Source organism: Kribbella swartbergensis (assembly GCF_054784135.1).
In genome coordinates this window covers 171,981-187,322 of record NZ_BAAGPM010000014.1, presented here as the reverse complement: position 1 = coordinate 187,322, position 15,342 = coordinate 171,981, and the positions used below count along the sequence as shown (strand labels likewise).

Sequence of the window (15,342 nt, the reverse complement as noted above, 5' to 3'; positions counted from 1 at the left end):
CTATCTCGCGGTGGTGTACAGCCTCTCCAGATACGACGGCTGCCACTGCGGACTGCGGTCGGTCAGGCGGCGTACCAGGCCGCGTACGTCGAGGCGCGGCTCCACCGGGTTGTCCCACCAGTCGGGGACCTGGTCGTACCACCGGTCGATCCGCAGCGTCCGGCCGGCCGCGTCGATCCGGGCGAACAACCAGCCACCCTGCTCACTCGACGCCTCGGTGATCCAGAGGTCACCGAGCAACCCGCTCAGCTTGTCCGCGGCGAACTCGGGATCGTCCACCTCCGGCGGCTCCAGGTCGAACCGGTACGACGGCGCGGCCGGGTCGAGCACCTGGACCTGAATGGTGAACCCGGACGGCACGATCGCCGTCCGCGCCCGGCACCAGGCATGCAGAGCACGGAACGCCTCCGACTCCTTCGGCCGCGGGCGCGGTCGCTCGACCTCGGCCCGCATCGCCTCCTCGATCGACCCCGGCACCGGCTGAATCCGCGGCCCGTCGGACCCAACCACGCCCAACCCAGGAATCGACATCCGCACCGCCGCAACCACATCCACCCCCGCCGCCGCAGGCTCGCCGTACAGCCGCCCCGCAGGGCCGCCAAGCGGGTGCGGCCGCGCCGCAGGCTCGCCGTGGAGCCCTGCCGCACGGTCACCGAGGGGGTTGGGCGCCGCGGTCTCGCCGTGAAGCCCCGCCGCACGGTCGCCGAGGGGGTCGGTCGCCGCGGCGTCACCGTGGAGCCCCGCCGCAGTGTCGCCGAGGGGGTGCGGTTGCGCGGCGGGATCGCCGTGCAACCCCGCCGCGCGATCGCCGAGGGGGTTGGGCGCTGCGGGGTCGCCCTGAAGCGCCGCCGCACGGTCACCGAGGGCGCGCAGCTGCGCCGCGGGCGCCACGTGGGTGGTGGGCTCGGGGCGAGGCATGGGCTCTGGTTGGGGCGACGGCTCGGGCTCGGGCCAGGGGGTTGGCTCGGGCTCCGGGACCGGCTCCGGTGTCGGCTCAGGCTCCGGCCAGGGTTCGGGCTCCGGCTCGGGGGTCGGCTCCGGGGTGGGCTGAGGTGGAGGTTCAGGTTCAGGCCATGGCTCGGGATCCGGACCGGGCATCGGACCTGGAGTGGGGTGCGGCTCCGGCCGTGGGTACGGGTCAGGCCCAGGCGTCGGACCTGGCTCCGGCCCAGGGGTTGGGCCGGGCTCCGGCCCCGGCATAGGGCCGGGTTCCGGGCCAGGCATGGGGCCGGGTTCTGGGCCGGGCTGGGGCCATGGGGCCGGGTGTGGCTCGGGTTGAGGCCAAGGCCCAGGGCGGGGTTGAGGCTGTGGCCAGGGCTGAGGTTGAGGGTGAGGCTCAACCTGAGCTTTAGCCGCCGGCGCAGCCCCGAAAACCTCGTCCTCCCCCTCGTCGAACTCCACCGGCACGTCGAACCGCAACGCAGGCGCCGCCCGCTCCGCCGCCAGCTCCTCGAACCGCCCAGCCGCCGCCGACCCCACGGACCGCCCGTCCGCGCCCGCCGACTCCCCGGACGGCTCGCCGGCTGCTGGCTCGTCGGACCGCGTGGCCGCCGCCGACTCCACAGACCGCCTAGCTGCCTTCGAGCCCTCGAACCGCTCAGCCGCGCCCGCCGACTCCTTGGACGGCCCGTCGGCCACCAACTCCTCGAACCGCCCGGCCGCGCCCGCCGACTCCTCGGACGGCTCGCCGGCTGCTGGCTCCTCGGACCGCGTGGCCGCCGCCGACTCCACAGACCGCCTAGCTGCCTTCGAGCCCTCGAACCGCTCAGCCGCGCCCGCCGACTCCTCGGACGGCCCGTCGGCTGCCGAGTGCTCGGACCGCGTGGCCGCCGTCGACTCCACGGACTGCCCCGTCGTCGCCGGCTCCGGGGACAGCTCGGTGGTCGCCGTCGGGTCCACCACCACCGGGATCTCCGCGGTCGGTTCGTCCTCGGGGTCCTCTACCTGCGCGACAGGCTCGTCGCGGAGTTCACCTGGCGCCGATTCGCCGGCTTGCGAGGCATGCTCCAGCGGCGCGCCGTGCCGGCCGGTCCGATCCTCGAGCCGGTCAGGCGATCCGTCGTACTGTGCGGACTCGCCGCGCAGTACGTCACGCCGACCCGGCCAATCAGTGGGACCGGCGAGGCGATCGGCGGGCTGCTCGATGCGGGCCGGGCTATCAAGCGGCTGGCCCAGCCGGTCAGTTGGGCCATCGAACCGCGCGGCCGGTACGTCGCCGTGGGCGGGGTCGTCGTGTTGGTCGGTGAGGTGGGGTCGTCCAGCGGTCGGGTCGTCGAGGCCTGCCACGGGTTCAACCGGGCGGGTGGGTTCGTCGACCCACGCGGGCTCGCGCGGCTGGTCGGGTCGGGCGGTCGGTGCAGCGGAGTGAGCGGCCGGTACGTCGCGGTGGGTGCGGTCGTCGTACTGGTCGGTGAGCTGGGGTCGTTCAGCGGTCGGGGCGTCGAAGCCTGCGACGGGTTCAACCGGGCGGGTGGGTTCGTCGACCCACGCGGGCTCGCGCGGCTCGTCGGGTCGGGTGTTCGGTGCGGCGGAGTGTGCAGCCGGTACGTCGCGGTGGGCGGGGTTCTCGTGGTTGGAGAGGTGGGGCTGTTCGACGGTGGGGGCGTCGAGGCGTGCCGTTGGTTCGCCTGCACGGGTGGAGTCGTTGAGGCGGGTGGGCTCGGTGACCGGGGCTGGTCGGGCGGCGGGTGGGGCTACTGGGGCGAACGGGGATGGGCCGGTGAAGGAGGCGGGCTCGTCGTCTTCGTCGAAGTCCTCGGAGGGGTCGGGGTCGACGATGGCGGCGATTTCGGCTGTCGGTGCGTCGTCGTCATCCAGAGTTGGTTGAGGTGACGTCGCCGGGTCGGGCACCTCGGCTGCGGCGCGGCCCTCGGCTACAGCAGGCCACTCGGCTGCGGCAGGTGACTCGGCAGCTGCGGGTGTCTCGGCGGCCGCGGGGGCGGGCGGCGCGGCGGCCACGTGAGGTTCGTCCGCGGCGGACTCCGGCTGGAGGTGTGCGGCCTGCTGCTGGTCGGACTGGTGGTAGCCAGCCTGCTGGCGGTCGGCCTGCGGGTGGTCGGCTTGCGGGCGATCGGCCAGGTGGCGGTTGCCGTGGAGGGGATCGGCCTGCTGCTGGTCGCGCTGGTGCTGCTGGCCGGGTTCCTCGGGGTGGTGGGGGGCGGGGTGTTCGATCCATTGGCCATTCAGCCAGGTGCCGCCTTGCCATTCGGGGGTGGCGGGGGGCGGGGGTGCGGCGGCGGTGTTGTCGGCGAAGGGGTTGTATTCGCTGGTGGCGTCGCCGTCGGCGTCGGTCCAGGCGGGTTGTTCTGCGGTTTCCCAGTCCTGGTCGTCGGCGTCCTGGGGGTACGTCGCCGCGGCGGGAGCGTCGGCGAACAGGCTCGCGTAGAAGTCCTCCCCCTCGTGCAGCCCACCGCCGACTCGCGGCGGCTCGGAGGAAGGCAGCTGCCCGTACGGTAGGCCGGTCCCGACCACGTCATCCGGCAGATACGTGCCCGGCGCAGGTCCACCGGCCGTGGCAGGACCGCCAAGGGCAGGACCGCCAAGGGCAGAGCCGCCAGCGGCAGGACCGCCAAGGGCAACGCCGCCGGGGGCAGCGTCGCCACGGGCAGGTCCGCCGGGCTGGGAAACGTTTGGTGGAGCGTCTGGCGCGTTGTCGTGTTTGCGCCGGCGTAGCCAGCCCTGTTTCTTGCCGACGATGCCGTAGTCGTCGGAGCGGGCGGGCTCGATCGGGGGTTGCGGCGTCCGGTCGTCGTACGGCTCCGGCTCGGTGTACGCCGGCCCGGCGGGGATCGACTCGTCGATCGGCTGGCCGGTGAACGGGCTGATGCCGGGCGGGACGACGTACGACTCCTCGTCCTCGGCGCCCTCGGGTGCTCCCATCACGACATCTGCAACGACCGAGACCTCGGCTGTGTCAGGGCCGTCGGCCAACCGTGCGGGTACCGCAAAGTTCCGGGTGAAGTCCTCGGCGGCGACCACCCCGGCCGCCAGGTCCGGCTGGACCGGGGAGCGCGGATCGATCCCGAACCGGTCGAAGAACTCCCCCAGCGCCTCGGCCGTGATCCCGCCGGCCGCGGCCGCCCGGATCAGCTGGATCCCGAACGGCAGCAGTTCGTCCAGTCCGCCGAGGTAGTCCGCCCATTCGGCGACCCACTCGATCATCTCGCCGGCGGCTTCCTCGTCGGACGTGATCCACTGCCCGATCGGCGCGAACCCGTCGTCGAGCGGCTGCCACGGGTCGCCCGGGTACGACGCGCGCGCCCAGGTGCCGTTGAAGGCGCCGTACACGAAGCCGAGCTCGCCCGACGAGATCAGCCGCTGGACCTCGGGCAGCGCGATCCAGTCCGGCGAGCCTGCGAGCAGGTCCGCGCCGGCGGTCCGGCTGTGCTGGGTGTGGAACCCGAACAGCACCGCCCGCCCGCCGTCGAGCCGGATCATCCGCAGGATCGACGCCGTCTCGTCCTGGTGGTGGTACCCGTCGGCGTCGGCGTACCAGCGCCGGTCGAACCCGGTGGCATGGGCGACCGCGGCGAGTGCGGTCCAGCGGGCGCGCAACTGCTCCGGGTCGTCCAGGTCAACGAGCGGCATCAGGTCTCCAGCGCAAGGGAATCCAGGCCCAGAACGCTACCCGAGCCCCCGGACAGTCACCACTTCACTGTCCACAGGCTCGAGGATGGCGACGCACTCGATGTGGTGGGTCATGCCGAACAGGTCGAAGGCGCGCAGGGACGCGATCCCGTAGCCGAGCTTCCCGAAGGTCTTCAGGTCTCGCGCCAGCGCGGCCGGATCACAGGCCACGTACGCCACCCGACGCGGGGTCAGCGCGGCGATCCGCCGTACGACGTCGTTGCCCGCACCGGTCCGCGGAGGATCGAGCACGACGAGGTCCACGTGCTCGAGCCCTTGCCCGACCGCTGTGTTGAGCACGCGGTCGACGTCACCGGTCTCCAGCGTCACGTCCGGCAGGTCGTGCAGGTTCCGCCGAGCGTTGCGAACCGCGTCCTTGTCACCTTCGATCGCCAGCACCGGACACCCGGCCGACGCCAGGAACGCGGCGAACAGCCCGACACCCGAGTACAAGTCGAGAGCCGTCTCCCCCGCCACAGGCTCGAGTCCACTCAGTACGGCGTCCACCAGCGTCTCCGGAGCGGCAGGGTGCACCTGCCAGAACCCACCGGCCTCCACCCGGAACCGCCGGCCGCGGACGACCTCCACCACCCGCCCACCGGGGTCCCGGTCGGTCAGTACGGCGGTCTTGCCCTCGGACGACACGACAGCCTGCACCGACGTCACGTCCGGCCACCGCCGGCCCAGCACGTCCGGGCTGTCCGGGTGCGCGATCAGGCACTTGTCGATCGGGATCAGGTCGTGTGACCGGTGCGCGTACATCCCGGGCCGCCCGTCCACCACGGCGTACTTCATCCTGGTCCGCCAGCCGAGGCCGTCGTCACCCGGGGATTCCATCACCACCGTCCGCTCGATCCCGCCGATCCGCCGCAGCGTGTCCGACACCACGGTCGCCTTCAGCCGGCGCTGCTCGACGATGTTGGCGTGCTGGAAGTCGCAGCCTCCGCACAGCCCCGGCCCGGCGTACGGGCAGGGCGGCTCGATCCGCTGCGGGGACGGAGTGAGCACCTGTACGGCGTCGGCCCGCAGGTACTTCGCGGTCTGCTCCGTCACCCGGGCGTGGACCAGTTCACCCGGCAGCGCGTGCCGGACGAAGACCACCTGCCCCTCGTGCCGGGCCACACAGTGTCCCCCGTGCGCTACTGGTCCTACTTCCAGCTCTACGACTGTCCCGACGATGTTCTCGTCTGTCACCGATCTCCTGACGCCTTGCGGGCCCCACGCCGTACCTGGCCTGCCACCCGCTCCACCCGTTCCTGCCGTTCCTCAGCTGCCTGCGAGGAGATCAGCTGGTAAGGAACCGACGTAACCATCACACCAGGTGTGAACAAGAGGCGCCCCTTGAGCCGCAGGGCGCTCTGGTTGTGCAGGATGTGCTCCCACCAGTGGCCGACGACGTACTCCGGGATGTAGACCATCACCACGTCCCGCGGCGACTGCCGCCGGATGTCCCGGACGTACTGCAGGATCGGCCGGGTGATCTCCCGGTACGGCGACGCCAGCCGCTTGAGCGGGACCGGGATGCCGCGGCGGTCCCATTCGGCCTGCAGCGCCTCGGACTCCTCCCGGTCGACGTCGACCGTGACCGCCTCGAGCATGTACGGCCGGGCCGCCTTGGCGAAGGCCAGCGCCCGCATGGTCGGCTTGTGCAACTTGGACACCAGCACGATCGAGTGCACCCGGGACGGCAGCATCAGCTGCTCGTCGCCCTCGACCGCCGTCTGCCGGCCGACCGCCTCGTAGTGCCGGCGGATGCCCTTCATCATCAGGAACAGCACCGCCATCGCGATGATCGCGATGTAGGCGCCGTGGGTGAACTTGGTGAGCAGCACGATCACCAGCACGACACCGGTCATCGTCAGACCGATCGTGTTGATCGTCCGCGACCGGTACATCTGCCGCCGCCTGGCCGGGTCGGTCTCGGTCTTCAGCAGCCGGGTCCAGTGCCGGACCATGCCGGTCTGGCTGATCGTGAACGAGACGAACACGCCGACGATGTACAGCTGGATCAGCCGGGTCACCTCGGCGTCGAAGGCGACGATCAGGAAGATCGCGAACGCGGCCAGGATGACGATGCCGTTGCTGAACGCGAGCCGGTCGCCGCGGGTGTGCAGCTGCCGCGGCAGGTAGCCGTCCCGGGCCAGGATCGAGCCGAGCACCGGGAAGCCGTTGAAGGCGGTGTTGGCGGCCAGCACCAGGATCACGCCGGTGGCCGCGGCGACCAGGTAGAAGCCGGGTGAGAAGTGGTCGAAGATCCCCTTCGCCAGCTGACCGATGACCGGGTCCTGGTGGTAGGCGTCGCCGACCGGTACGCCGTCGCGCAGCAACTGGTGGGACGGGTCCTCGGCGAACCGCACTTTCATCACGTTCGCCAGCGCCACCACGCTGATCATCATCGTGATCGAGATGCAGCCGAGCAGCAGCAGCGTGGTCGCCGCGTTCTTGCTCTTCGGCTTCTTGAACGCCGGCACCCCGTTGCTGATCGCCTCGACACCGGTCAGCGCGGCACAGCCGGACGAGAAGGCCCGCAGCACCAGGAACCCCATCGCCAGTCCGCCCGCCCCTTCCACGAACGGGCTCTCGGCGACCACGTCCAGCGACGCGGTCTCGGCGGCCGGCAACGTCCCGAACAGCATCCGGCCGAACCCGAACGCCGCCATACCCAGGATCGTGACCATGAAGACGTACGTCGGTACGGCGAAGGCCGCCCCCGACTCGCGCACGCCGCGCAGGTTCATCGTGGTGAGGAACAGCACCGCGACCACCGCGGCGGTCGCCTGGTGACCCTCCAGCGACGGAACGGCCGACGCGGCGTACTGCGCGGCGGACGAGATCGACACCGCCACGGTCAGCACGTAGTCGACCAGGAGCGCACTGGCCACGGTCAGGCCGGCCGTAGGTCCGAGGTTGACGTTCGCCACCTCGTAGTCGCCACCACCCGACGGGTACGCGTGCACGTTCTGCCGGTACGACGCCACCACCACGAGCATCACCAGGGCGACGACGATGGCGACTTTCCAGGAGATCGTCAGTGCGGTCAGGCCCGCCAGTGACAGGGTCAGGAAGATCTCGTCCGGGGCGTACGCGACCGACGACAGCGCGTCGCTGGCGAACACCGGCAGGGCGATGCGCTTCGGCAGCAACGTCTCCCCGAGTTGGGTGCTGCGAAGTTTGCGGCCGAGCAGCAGCCGCTTGCCGATATCGCCTAATGCGGGAGTCACACCGGTGATGTTAGAGGGAGCCCCCGAGCGGTGTAGCGTCTATCCCTGCCGAACCGATGCCAGTGGCCCCACCTGGGGCAAGGAGTGATCACCGAGTGCACGTCGTCATCATGGGCTGCGGCCGCGTCGGCTCGACGCTCGCGAGGACCCTGGAGAAACGCGGCCACACGGTCGCGATCATCGACCAGTCCGCCGACGCGTTCCGGCGGCTGAGCCCGAACTTCACCGGCCGGACGATCACCGGCATGGGTTTCGACCGGGAGATCCTGATCGACGCCGGGATCGAGGAGGCCGAGGCGTTCGCCGCCGTCTCCAACGGCGACAACTCCAACATCCTGGCCGCCCGGGTGGCCCGGGAGACGTTCGGCATCAACAACGTGGTGGCCCGGATCTACGACCCGGGTCGTGCCGAGGTGTACCAGCGGCTCGGCATCCCCACCGTCGGCACCGTGCGCTGGACCGTCGACCAGATGATGCGCCGGCTGCTCCCGGAGGGTTCCGAGCCGGAGTGGCGCGACCCGTCCGGCACGGTCCGGCTGGCCGAGGTCCACGTCCACTCCGAGTGGGTCGGCCGGCCGGCGTTCGACATCGAGAGGGCCACCGGTGCCCGGGTCGCGTTCCTGACCCGGCTGGGCGAGGGGCTGCTGCCCCGGGCCGACACGGTCATCCAGGAGGGTGATCTGGTCCACGTCGTGATGCTGGAAAAGGATGCGGCCGCGATCGAGTCCCAACTCGGCGCGAAGCCCGAAGATGCCTGAGGAGCTGTGATGCGGGTAGCCATCGCCGGTGCCGGCAATGTCGGCCGTTCGATCGCCGCCGAACTGCTGGAGAACGGCCACGAGGTGCTGCTGATCGACAAGGACCCGCGGGCGATCAAGGCCGAGTCCGTGCCGCGGGCCGAGTGGCTGCTGGCCGACGCCTGTGAACTGTCGTCACTGGAGGAGGCCGCGCTGCAGCGCTGCCAGGTGGCGATCGCCAGCACCGGCGACGACAAGGTCAACCTGGTCGTCTCGCTGCTCGCCAAGACCGAGTTCGGCGTTCCCCGGACCGTTGCCCGGGTCAACCATCCGCGGAACGAGTGGATGTTCAACGAGGCCTGGGGTGTGGACGTCTCGGTGTCGACCCCGCGGATCATGTCCGCGCTGGTCGAGGAGGCCGTCTCGGTCGGCGACCTGGTCCGGCTGTTCACCTTCCGTCAGGGCGACGCGAACCTGGTCGAACTGACTCTGCCCGAGGACTCCCCGATGATCGGCCAACGGGTCGGCGACATCGACTGGCCGCTCGACACCGCGCTGGTCGTCATCCTGCGCGAGGGCCGGGTACTGCGCCCGGACCCGGAGGGCACCTTGGAGCTCAACGACGAACTGCTGTTCGTCGCGGCCGACGAGACCGAGGAGCAACTCGAGGCCATCCTCTCCCCGCACCACCACCACAGAGCTGAATGAAGAAAGTGCCCGGGCCGTCTGGCCCGGGCACTGTTCTTACTTCTTGTTCCCGCGGAGCAGATGCGTGACGTGGTCGCGGGCCTCGTCCCACTTGTCCGGTGGCAGTGATCCCCGCAGTACGGCGTACGCGAGCCAGAGCGCGAGCGCATAGAGCGGAAGACCCATGCAGACCTTCGCGATGCCGAGGGCGTTCAGGCTGTCGACGAGGTACAACGGCACCTGGACGATCAGACGCAGGGCGAACAGGGCCGCGAAGACCAGAGTCGCGCGGGTGAAACCTCTGAGCATCGCCGGGTCCCGGCGCCACGCCGTCCCGGTCTGGGTGATCACGCCGTACAGGACGCCGAACAGCGGCCAGCGGATCAGGATCGTGAGCGTGTAGAGCGCGAAGTACGCGAGGTTGGTGAAGAACCCGGGCAGGTAGACGTCCTTCGCATCGCCCGTGCGGTTCGCCACCCAGGCGGAGATGAGGACGCCGACGAAGCCACCGGCCACGTTGCGCAACGGTTGCCGACGGAGCAGCCGCAGTACGGCGACCAGCGCGGCGCACCCGATCGCGACGATCAATGCCAGCCGCAGATCGTGGTCGCTGACGGCGTAGACGATCAGGAAGGCGATCCACGGCAGCCCGATGTCGAGCAGCGCGCCCCAGCCGCCGAGGGCGTGGAAGAAGTCCTTGTCCGTGGTCTGCGGCTTGTCCGGCCCGGCCTGCTTCTGCTCGTCCTTCTGCTCGTCACCGGTCAGGACGGACTCGGCCGCCTCGACCTCGGGACGCAACATCTCGACAAGTTGCTCGTCGAGATGTTCGTCCAGTTGCCGGCGCAGACCCGTCTCGGCCTGCTGGTCGTCATCGACCCGGTCGCGGCGCGGGTCAGCCATGCGCTGCCTGCGGGCGGAGCTCGTAGCGCGGGTTGAACATCACCCGATCGCCGTCGACCACACCGATCCGCCCGGAGACGATCAGCTCGGAGCCGGGGTGGATCCCGGCGATCTTGCGCCGGCCGAGCCAGATCAGCTTGACCGTGCCGGTGCCGTCGTACAACTCCCCCTCCAGGGCCGGTACGCCGCCGCGCGGGCTGAACGTGATCGTGCGCAGCGTGCCGAAGAGGGTGACCAGCTCCCGGTCGTGGCAGCCGGTGATCGACCGCGCGCCACAGTCCTGCGCGAAGTCCTGCAGGACCTCGGCGTCCTGCTGCTCGCGGTCGCCGGCCAGGCCGCGGATGGCTCGCCGCCACAACCCAGCGGGCTTGTTACTACCCATGATTCGAGTGTAGCCCCGTCACGCCTCGGTACCGGGCGCCGGCTGAGCACCCGGCGGCAGCCGCAACGGCAGCGGCTCACGCACCGCCATCGGCTCGGGCCCGCGGACCACGATCGTGCTGCGCAGCGTCTCCTCCATCGGCGGGGCCGCGTCCGGCTCGACCGCGGCCCGGCCGAGCACGGTGGCCCGGAGCAGCCAGCGCGGGCCGTCCACACCGATCACCCGCGAGGTTTGGCTGAAGATCTGGCCGTCGGGGTCCTCGACCGGGACGACCAGTACCAGCTCGGTGCCGAACGGACCCTCGGTCTCGGTCGCCGTACCGCCCATCCGGCTGGCCTCGGCGGCGATCTCACGCCGTACCTCGGACCAGATGCCGGAGGACTTCGGCGCGGCGAACGCGCGCAGCTCCAGCGCGGAGTCCTCGAGCACCAGCAGGATCGCCTGCACCTGGCCGGACTGCTCGTCGACCTGCAGCCGCAGCTCCATCCCCGGCTGGCCGGTGATCACCAGCGCGCCCAGGTCGATCCGGTCCTCCGCCTCCAGGACGCTGGGGTCCACCTCACCGGAGTCGAACGGCCCCTTCGCGCGGTCGTCCGGCGCGGTCGTCTCGGAGACCTCGTCGTCGGCCACCACATCGGCGGTCGTCGCCGGGTCCTCCTGCTTGGCAACCGCGTCCGCGGTCGTCGCGGGGTCCTCGTTCTTGGCCTTGCGGCGGAAGATCACAGCCCTTGCCTCTGCTTCTAGATCGGTACAGCCTGATTCTTTGTTCGTACAGCCGCCGTAGTCTCGCGCATCCGTCAGGTCAACGCGCGCACCTGATCAGCGTGTCACATCACCGAAACCGCCGGTCGAGCCGTGTCCCCCGTCGCCGCGGGCCGACCCCGGCAACGTGGTCACCTCGACGAAGCGGGCCTTCTCCACCCGCTGGATCACCAACTGCGCGATCCGGTCACCGCGCCGCAGCGTGACCTCGGCATGCGGGTCCAGGTTGATCAGGCAGACCTTGATCTCGCCGCGGTAGCCCGCGTCCACGGTGCCCGGCGCGTTGACGAGCGACACCCCGTGCCTGGCGGCCAGCCCGGACCGCGGATGGACGAAGGCGGCGTACCCGTCCTGCAGGGCGATCGCGATGCCGGTGCCGACCAGGCCGCGTTCGCCCGGCTTCAGGGTGATGTCGCTCGCCGCCACCAGGTCCGCGCCGGCGTCGCCGGGGTGCGCGTACGACGGCAGCGGCAGGTCGGGGTCGAGTCGCTGGATCAGAACCTCGGTCACGGGAGGACCCTACCGACGCGCTCCGGCGGGTCGCGTGCCAGGCTGGTCCCGTGGGTGCCTACCGCGAACGTCTGAGCGTGCCTGTGTCCTGGTGGCTCATCGCCGCCGCCGCTGTCGTGACGCTGTTCGTCATCACCGCCGTACCGGCCGGAACCCTGGCCGGCGCGATCGTCGGCGGTGTCGCCCTGGTCCTGCTGGTCGTCTTCTTCATCCGGTACGGCGGAGCGCGGGTCGAGGTGGACGCGGAACGGCTCCGGGCGGGGCGGGCCGTGATCGAGCGGGTGCACCTCGGCAGAGTCGAGGCGCTGCACGGGGACGACGCCCGGCACGCGTTCGGACGGGACTGCGACCCGAACGCCTACCTACTGCTGCGCAGCTATGTGCGGGGCGCGGTGCGGGTGGAGATCACCGATCCGCGCGATCCGGCGCCGTACTGGGTGATCGCCACGCGGGCACCGGAACGGTTGGCAGCAGCGCTGACCGGGCACAGCGTGACAAGATCCTGACTGTCGGGGACTGCCGTTAGGAGGCTGTTGTGGTCGGAGCGAAGATCGGCTGGAAGCTGGTGCTGGCCGCGTTCACACTGGCCGTGGGCCTGGTCGCGAACAAGGCGATCAGCACGGCCTGGAAGCTCGGAGCAGGCGGGAAACCGCCGAAGGGCGGCCAGGGGAACTACGCCGAGGTGGTCGGCTGGGCGGTCGCGAGCGGTGCCGCGGCGGCCGCGGCGAAGCTGTTCGCCGAGCGCCGGGCGGCCGAGTACTACCTCAAGTCGACCGGCCACCCGCCCCCCGGCTACGAGCAGGACGCCACTCAGCGCCTCGTCAGGAACACCGACACCGGCCTGGTCAAGAAGGACTGACGCCGAGCCGTTTGATGGACGCTGAAGGATCCGGTGTGGTGAGTGTGGGTGGAACAACGAGCGGGACCGTCCCCGGGTGGGGGCGGTCCCGCTGTGTTCGGTGAAGGAGGGCGCTGGGTCAGGCTGCGCAGTCGCGGCAGATCAGCTGCCCGTTCTTCGTCTCCGCGAGCTGGCTGCGGTGGTGAACCAGGAAGCAGCTCGAACAGGTGAACTCGTCGGCCTGACGAGGAAGCACCCGCACCGCCAGCTCTTCGTGGCTCAGGTCGGCCCCGGGCAGCTCGAAGCTCTCGGCCGCCTCGGCCTCGTCCTCGTCGACCTTGCCGGAGTTCTTGTCGTGACGGCGAGTCTTCAGCTCCTCGATCGACTCTTCGGAAGCGTCCTCGTCCGTCTTGCGCGGGGCGTCGTAATCAGTCGCCATGGTGTTCCCTGCCCTCTTCGTACCCGTGGTGTTGCCTGCTGAGCCCTTGAACGGGTAGAGCGGCCGAGAAATTCCGCACCGGAATCCTTCGTCCCCCGAAACCCTTGACAGCCAGGCCGGGACCGGCGTTCACCGCTCCCGAGGGCGAGATTGTGCCCTATCGAGGGCCCTTCGCGCGCGTCGGGGTCCATGTTGTGACCAGCGTGTCGCGACAAATGTCAGGAGCGAACAAGCGAATGCACGTTTGTGCGCACTCATGCGCACAAACGTGCACGCAGCGACACTTATGCGCGCAAGGGATCCGTGGCGGCCAGCAGTTCGTGGAACGGCCCGAACAGCGCAGGACTGGCCGCGATCGACATCTCCGGCGACACCTCGTCCCCGTTCAGCCCGCCGACGGTCGCGCCGGCCTCGCTCGCGATCAGCACACCCGCTCCGTAGTCCCACGGGTTCAGCCCGCGTTCGAAGACCGCGTCCAGCCGGCCGCAGGCGACGTAGCACAGGTCGATCGCGCCGACCCCGATCCGCCGGATGTCACGGACCTTGGTGATCAACTGCTGGATCACCTCGGCCTGGACCTGCCTGCGGACCGGGTCGTACCCGAACCCGGTCCCGACCAGCGCGGTGCTCAACTCCGTGCACCCCGACACCTGGATCGGCCGGCCGTCCAGGAACGCCCCTCCGCCCTTGGTGGCGGTGAACACCTCACCCTTCGGCGCGTCGACGACCACACCGGCGACCGTCTCCCCGTCGTACTCGACCGCGATCGAGACGGCGTACGTCGGGATGTCGTACAGGTAGTTCACCGTGCCGTCGATCGGGTCGACCACCCAGCGCACCCCACTGGTGCCGACCACGTCGTCACCCTCCTCGCCGAGGAACGAGTCGTCCGGGCGGGCCCGCAGGACCCGGGCCCGGATCAGCTCCTCGGACTCGCGGTCGACCGCGGTGACCACGTCGGTGATGGTGCTCTTGGTGTCGGCGACCGTGATCGTGCCGCGGCGGCGCTCGACGATCAGCCGGGCTGCCTCCTCCGCCACCTCCACGGCCAGCTTGAGCAGGTCCTGGGGGCTCTCGGTAGTCATACAACGTCCTTCGGAGTAGGTCGGCGCAGAGGTGGGCAGCAGTCGTGGCGGCAGTCGTCCCAGGCCGGGCCGAGCCTGCCGACACACGGCCGGGCCGGCTGCTCGCCACGTTCGACCGCGGCCCGCTCGACGACCAGGTCGCGCAGCATGGTGACGAACTGCTCGTCGGTGCCCGGTGTCGCGGCCCGGGCCATCGGGAGGTGCAGCTTCTCGGCGGTCTGGGCGGCCTCGGTGTCGAGGTCGTAGATGACCTCCATGTGGTCGGAGACGAACCCGATCGGTACCACGGCCACACCCGGTACGCCGTCGGCCGCGAGCGTCTCCAGGTGGTCGTTCACGTCCGGCTCGAGCCACGGCACCTGCGGAGGGCCGGAGCGGGAGCAGTAGACGAGATCGGTCCTGCGGGTCCGGCCGGTCCGGCGCTCGATCTCCGCGCTGATCTCGGCGGCCACGTCCAGGTGCCAGTCGACGTACGCGTTGCCGTCCGGTCCGCTGGTCGCGTTCATCGCGGTCGGGATGGAATGCGTCACATACGCGATCGCCGAGCCCTCGGGCAGCTCGCCGAGCGCCTTCGCGGTGGCCTCGACGAACGAGCCGACGAAGCCGGGGTGGTTCGCGTAGTGCCGGAGCTTGTCGATCCGGGGTGCGTTCGGGACCTGCCGCGCGGCGTCCTCCAGGTTCTCCCGGTACTGGCGGCAGCCCGAGTACGACGGGTAGGCCGACGTCACGATCACCACGGCCCGGCGGATGCCGTCGTCGGCCATCTGCCGCATCGTGTCGGTCAGGTACGGCGCCCAGTTGCGGTTGCCCCAGTAGATCGGCAGGTCCAGCCCGATCTCGTCGAACGACGCCCGCAGCGCCGTCAGCAGCGCCCGGTTCTGGTCGTTGATCGGGCTCTTCCCGCCGAACGCGTAGTAGTGCTCGCCGACCTCCTTCAGCCGCTCGTCGGGGATCCCCCGGCCGCGGGTCACGTTCTGCAGGAACGGCAACACGTCGTCGGGCTTCTCGGGGCCTCCGAAGGACAGCAACAGCACCGCGTCGTACGGCGAAGCATCCACAGGCATGGTTCAAGTTTCTCAGCCGGGTGGTGACGCGAGGTGGCAGGGGTGAAAAGGATGCACGGTCCTGAGCCGAAGACGGTTAGGGTGTTCCCGG

14 protein-coding genes are annotated in these 15,342 nt (G+C 70.5%); 4 read left to right on the top strand and 10 right to left on the bottom strand.

Features of this window, described 5'->3' with window-relative positions; all coding sequences use genetic code 11:
- The 3 genes from ACYVOK_RS07720 to ACYVOK_RS07710 are packed head-to-tail and all read right to left on the bottom strand — an operon-like array spanning window position 1 to window position 7,847.
- Window positions 1-4,587, bottom strand: a complete 4,587-nt coding sequence (locus ACYVOK_RS07720; protein WP_460661573.1) for a hypothetical protein — start codon at window positions 4,585-4,587, stop codon at window positions 1-3.
- Between the two features lie 36 nt (window positions 4,588-4,623).
- Window positions 4,624-5,820 carry a class I SAM-dependent RNA methyltransferase gene (locus ACYVOK_RS07715; RefSeq protein WP_460661572.1) on the bottom strand — a complete coding sequence of 399 codons (1,197 nt, stop codon included), beginning with the start codon at window positions 5,818-5,820 and terminating at the stop codon, window positions 4,624-4,626.
- Window positions 5,817-7,847 carry an APC family permease gene (locus tag ACYVOK_RS07710; protein ID WP_460661571.1) on the bottom strand — a complete coding sequence of 677 codons (2,031 nt, stop codon included), beginning with the start codon at window positions 7,845-7,847 and terminating at the stop codon, window positions 5,817-5,819. Before ACYVOK_RS07710 ends, ACYVOK_RS07715 begins: the two co-directional genes overlap by 4 nt.
- Before the next feature lie 95 nt (window positions 7,848-7,942).
- Here ACYVOK_RS07710 and ACYVOK_RS07705 point away from each other — a divergent pair, with 95 nt between their 5' ends.
- Window positions 7,943-8,605, top strand: coding sequence for a potassium channel family protein (locus ACYVOK_RS07705; RefSeq protein WP_460661570.1), 663 nt, complete (start codon window positions 7,943-7,945; stop codon window positions 8,603-8,605).
- 9 nt (window positions 8,606-8,614) lie between these two features.
- Window positions 8,615-9,292 (top strand): potassium channel family protein, encoded by a 678-nt coding sequence (locus tag ACYVOK_RS07700; protein ID WP_460661569.1) that lies wholly within the window; start codon window positions 8,615-8,617, stop codon window positions 9,290-9,292.
- A gap of 36 nt (window positions 9,293-9,328) precedes the next feature.
- Here ACYVOK_RS07700 and ACYVOK_RS07695 read toward each other — a convergent pair whose 3' ends face one another.
- The 4 genes from ACYVOK_RS07695 to dut all read right to left on the bottom strand — a co-directional run bounded on the left by ACYVOK_RS07695 (window position 9,329) and on the right by dut (window position 11,825).
- On the bottom strand, window positions 9,329-10,171 hold the full coding sequence (locus ACYVOK_RS07695; protein ID WP_460661568.1) for a DUF3159 domain-containing protein: 843 nt from the start codon (window positions 10,169-10,171) through the stop codon (window positions 9,329-9,331).
- A complete protein-coding gene (locus ACYVOK_RS07690; RefSeq protein WP_460661567.1) occupies window positions 10,164-10,553 on the bottom strand; it encodes an OB-fold nucleic acid binding domain-containing protein in 390 nt (129 codons plus the stop codon). Before ACYVOK_RS07690 ends, ACYVOK_RS07695 begins: the two co-directional genes overlap by 8 nt.
- A gap of 18 nt (window positions 10,554-10,571) precedes the next feature.
- Entirely contained in the window at window positions 10,572-11,276 is a 705-nt protein-coding gene (locus tag ACYVOK_RS07685; RefSeq protein WP_460661566.1) for a DUF3710 domain-containing protein, read from the bottom strand.
- A gap of 96 nt (window positions 11,277-11,372) precedes the next feature.
- The gene (gene dut, locus ACYVOK_RS07680; RefSeq protein ID WP_460661565.1) at window positions 11,373-11,825 is read right to left on the bottom strand and encodes a dUTP diphosphatase; all 453 of its coding nucleotides are present in this window, start codon (window positions 11,823-11,825) and stop codon (window positions 11,373-11,375) included.
- A 77-nt stretch (window positions 11,826-11,902) separates the two neighbouring features.
- On the opposite strand from dut, the gene ACYVOK_RS07675 reads away from it, so the two are divergent.
- Window positions 11,903-12,331 (top strand): DUF3093 domain-containing protein, encoded by a 429-nt coding sequence (locus ACYVOK_RS07675; protein ID WP_460661564.1) that lies wholly within the window; start codon window positions 11,903-11,905, stop codon window positions 12,329-12,331.
- A 29-nt stretch (window positions 12,332-12,360) separates the two neighbouring features.
- The gene (locus ACYVOK_RS07670) at window positions 12,361-12,684 is read left to right on the top strand and encodes a DUF4235 domain-containing protein (RefSeq protein WP_460661563.1); all 324 of its coding nucleotides are present in this window, start codon (window positions 12,361-12,363) and stop codon (window positions 12,682-12,684) included.
- A gap of 118 nt (window positions 12,685-12,802) precedes the next feature.
- On the opposite strand, the gene ACYVOK_RS07665 is transcribed toward ACYVOK_RS07670, so the two are convergent.
- The 3 genes from ACYVOK_RS07665 to ACYVOK_RS07655 form a co-directional block, all read right to left on the bottom strand.
- Window positions 12,803-13,102, bottom strand: a complete 300-nt coding sequence (locus ACYVOK_RS07665; protein WP_130379292.1) for a DUF4193 domain-containing protein — start codon at window positions 13,100-13,102, stop codon at window positions 12,803-12,805.
- A gap of 284 nt (window positions 13,103-13,386) precedes the next feature.
- Complete coding sequence (locus ACYVOK_RS07660) at window positions 13,387-14,187, bottom strand: inositol monophosphatase family protein (RefSeq protein WP_460661562.1); 801 nt, start codon at window positions 14,185-14,187, stop codon at window positions 13,387-13,389.
- Window positions 14,184-15,251, bottom strand: coding sequence for a ferrochelatase (locus tag ACYVOK_RS07655; protein ID WP_460661561.1), 1,068 nt, complete (start codon window positions 15,249-15,251; stop codon window positions 14,184-14,186). Before ACYVOK_RS07655 ends, ACYVOK_RS07660 begins: the two co-directional genes overlap by 4 nt.
- Window positions 15,252-15,342: the final 91 nt, after the last annotated feature.

Excerpts from the sequence above, each read along its gene's own strand:
- ACYVOK_RS07655 (WP_460661561.1), bottom strand. The coding sequence starts at position 15,251 with ATGCCTGTGGATGCTTCGCCGTACGACGCGGTGCTGTTGCTGTCCTTC.
- ACYVOK_RS07690 (WP_460661567.1), bottom strand. The coding sequence starts at position 10,553 with ATGGGTAGTAACAAGCCCGCTGGGTTGTGGCGGCGAGCCATCCGCGGC.
- ACYVOK_RS07700 (WP_460661569.1), top strand. The coding sequence starts at position 8,615 with ATGCGGGTAGCCATCGCCGGTGCCGGCAATGTCGGCCGTTCGATCGCC.
- ACYVOK_RS07660 (WP_460661562.1), bottom strand. The coding sequence starts at position 14,187 with ATGACTACCGAGAGCCCCCAGGACCTGCTCAAGCTGGCCGTGGAGGTG.
- ACYVOK_RS07720 (WP_460661573.1), bottom strand. The coding sequence starts at position 4,587 with ATGCCGCTCGTTGACCTGGACGACCCGGAGCAGTTGCGCGCCCGCTGG.
- ACYVOK_RS07695 (WP_460661568.1), bottom strand. The coding sequence starts at position 10,171 with ATGGCTGACCCGCGCCGCGACCGGGTCGATGACGACCAGCAGGCCGAG.
- ACYVOK_RS07665 (WP_130379292.1), bottom strand. The coding sequence starts at position 13,102 with ATGGCGACTGATTACGACGCCCCGCGCAAGACGGACGAGGACGCTTCC.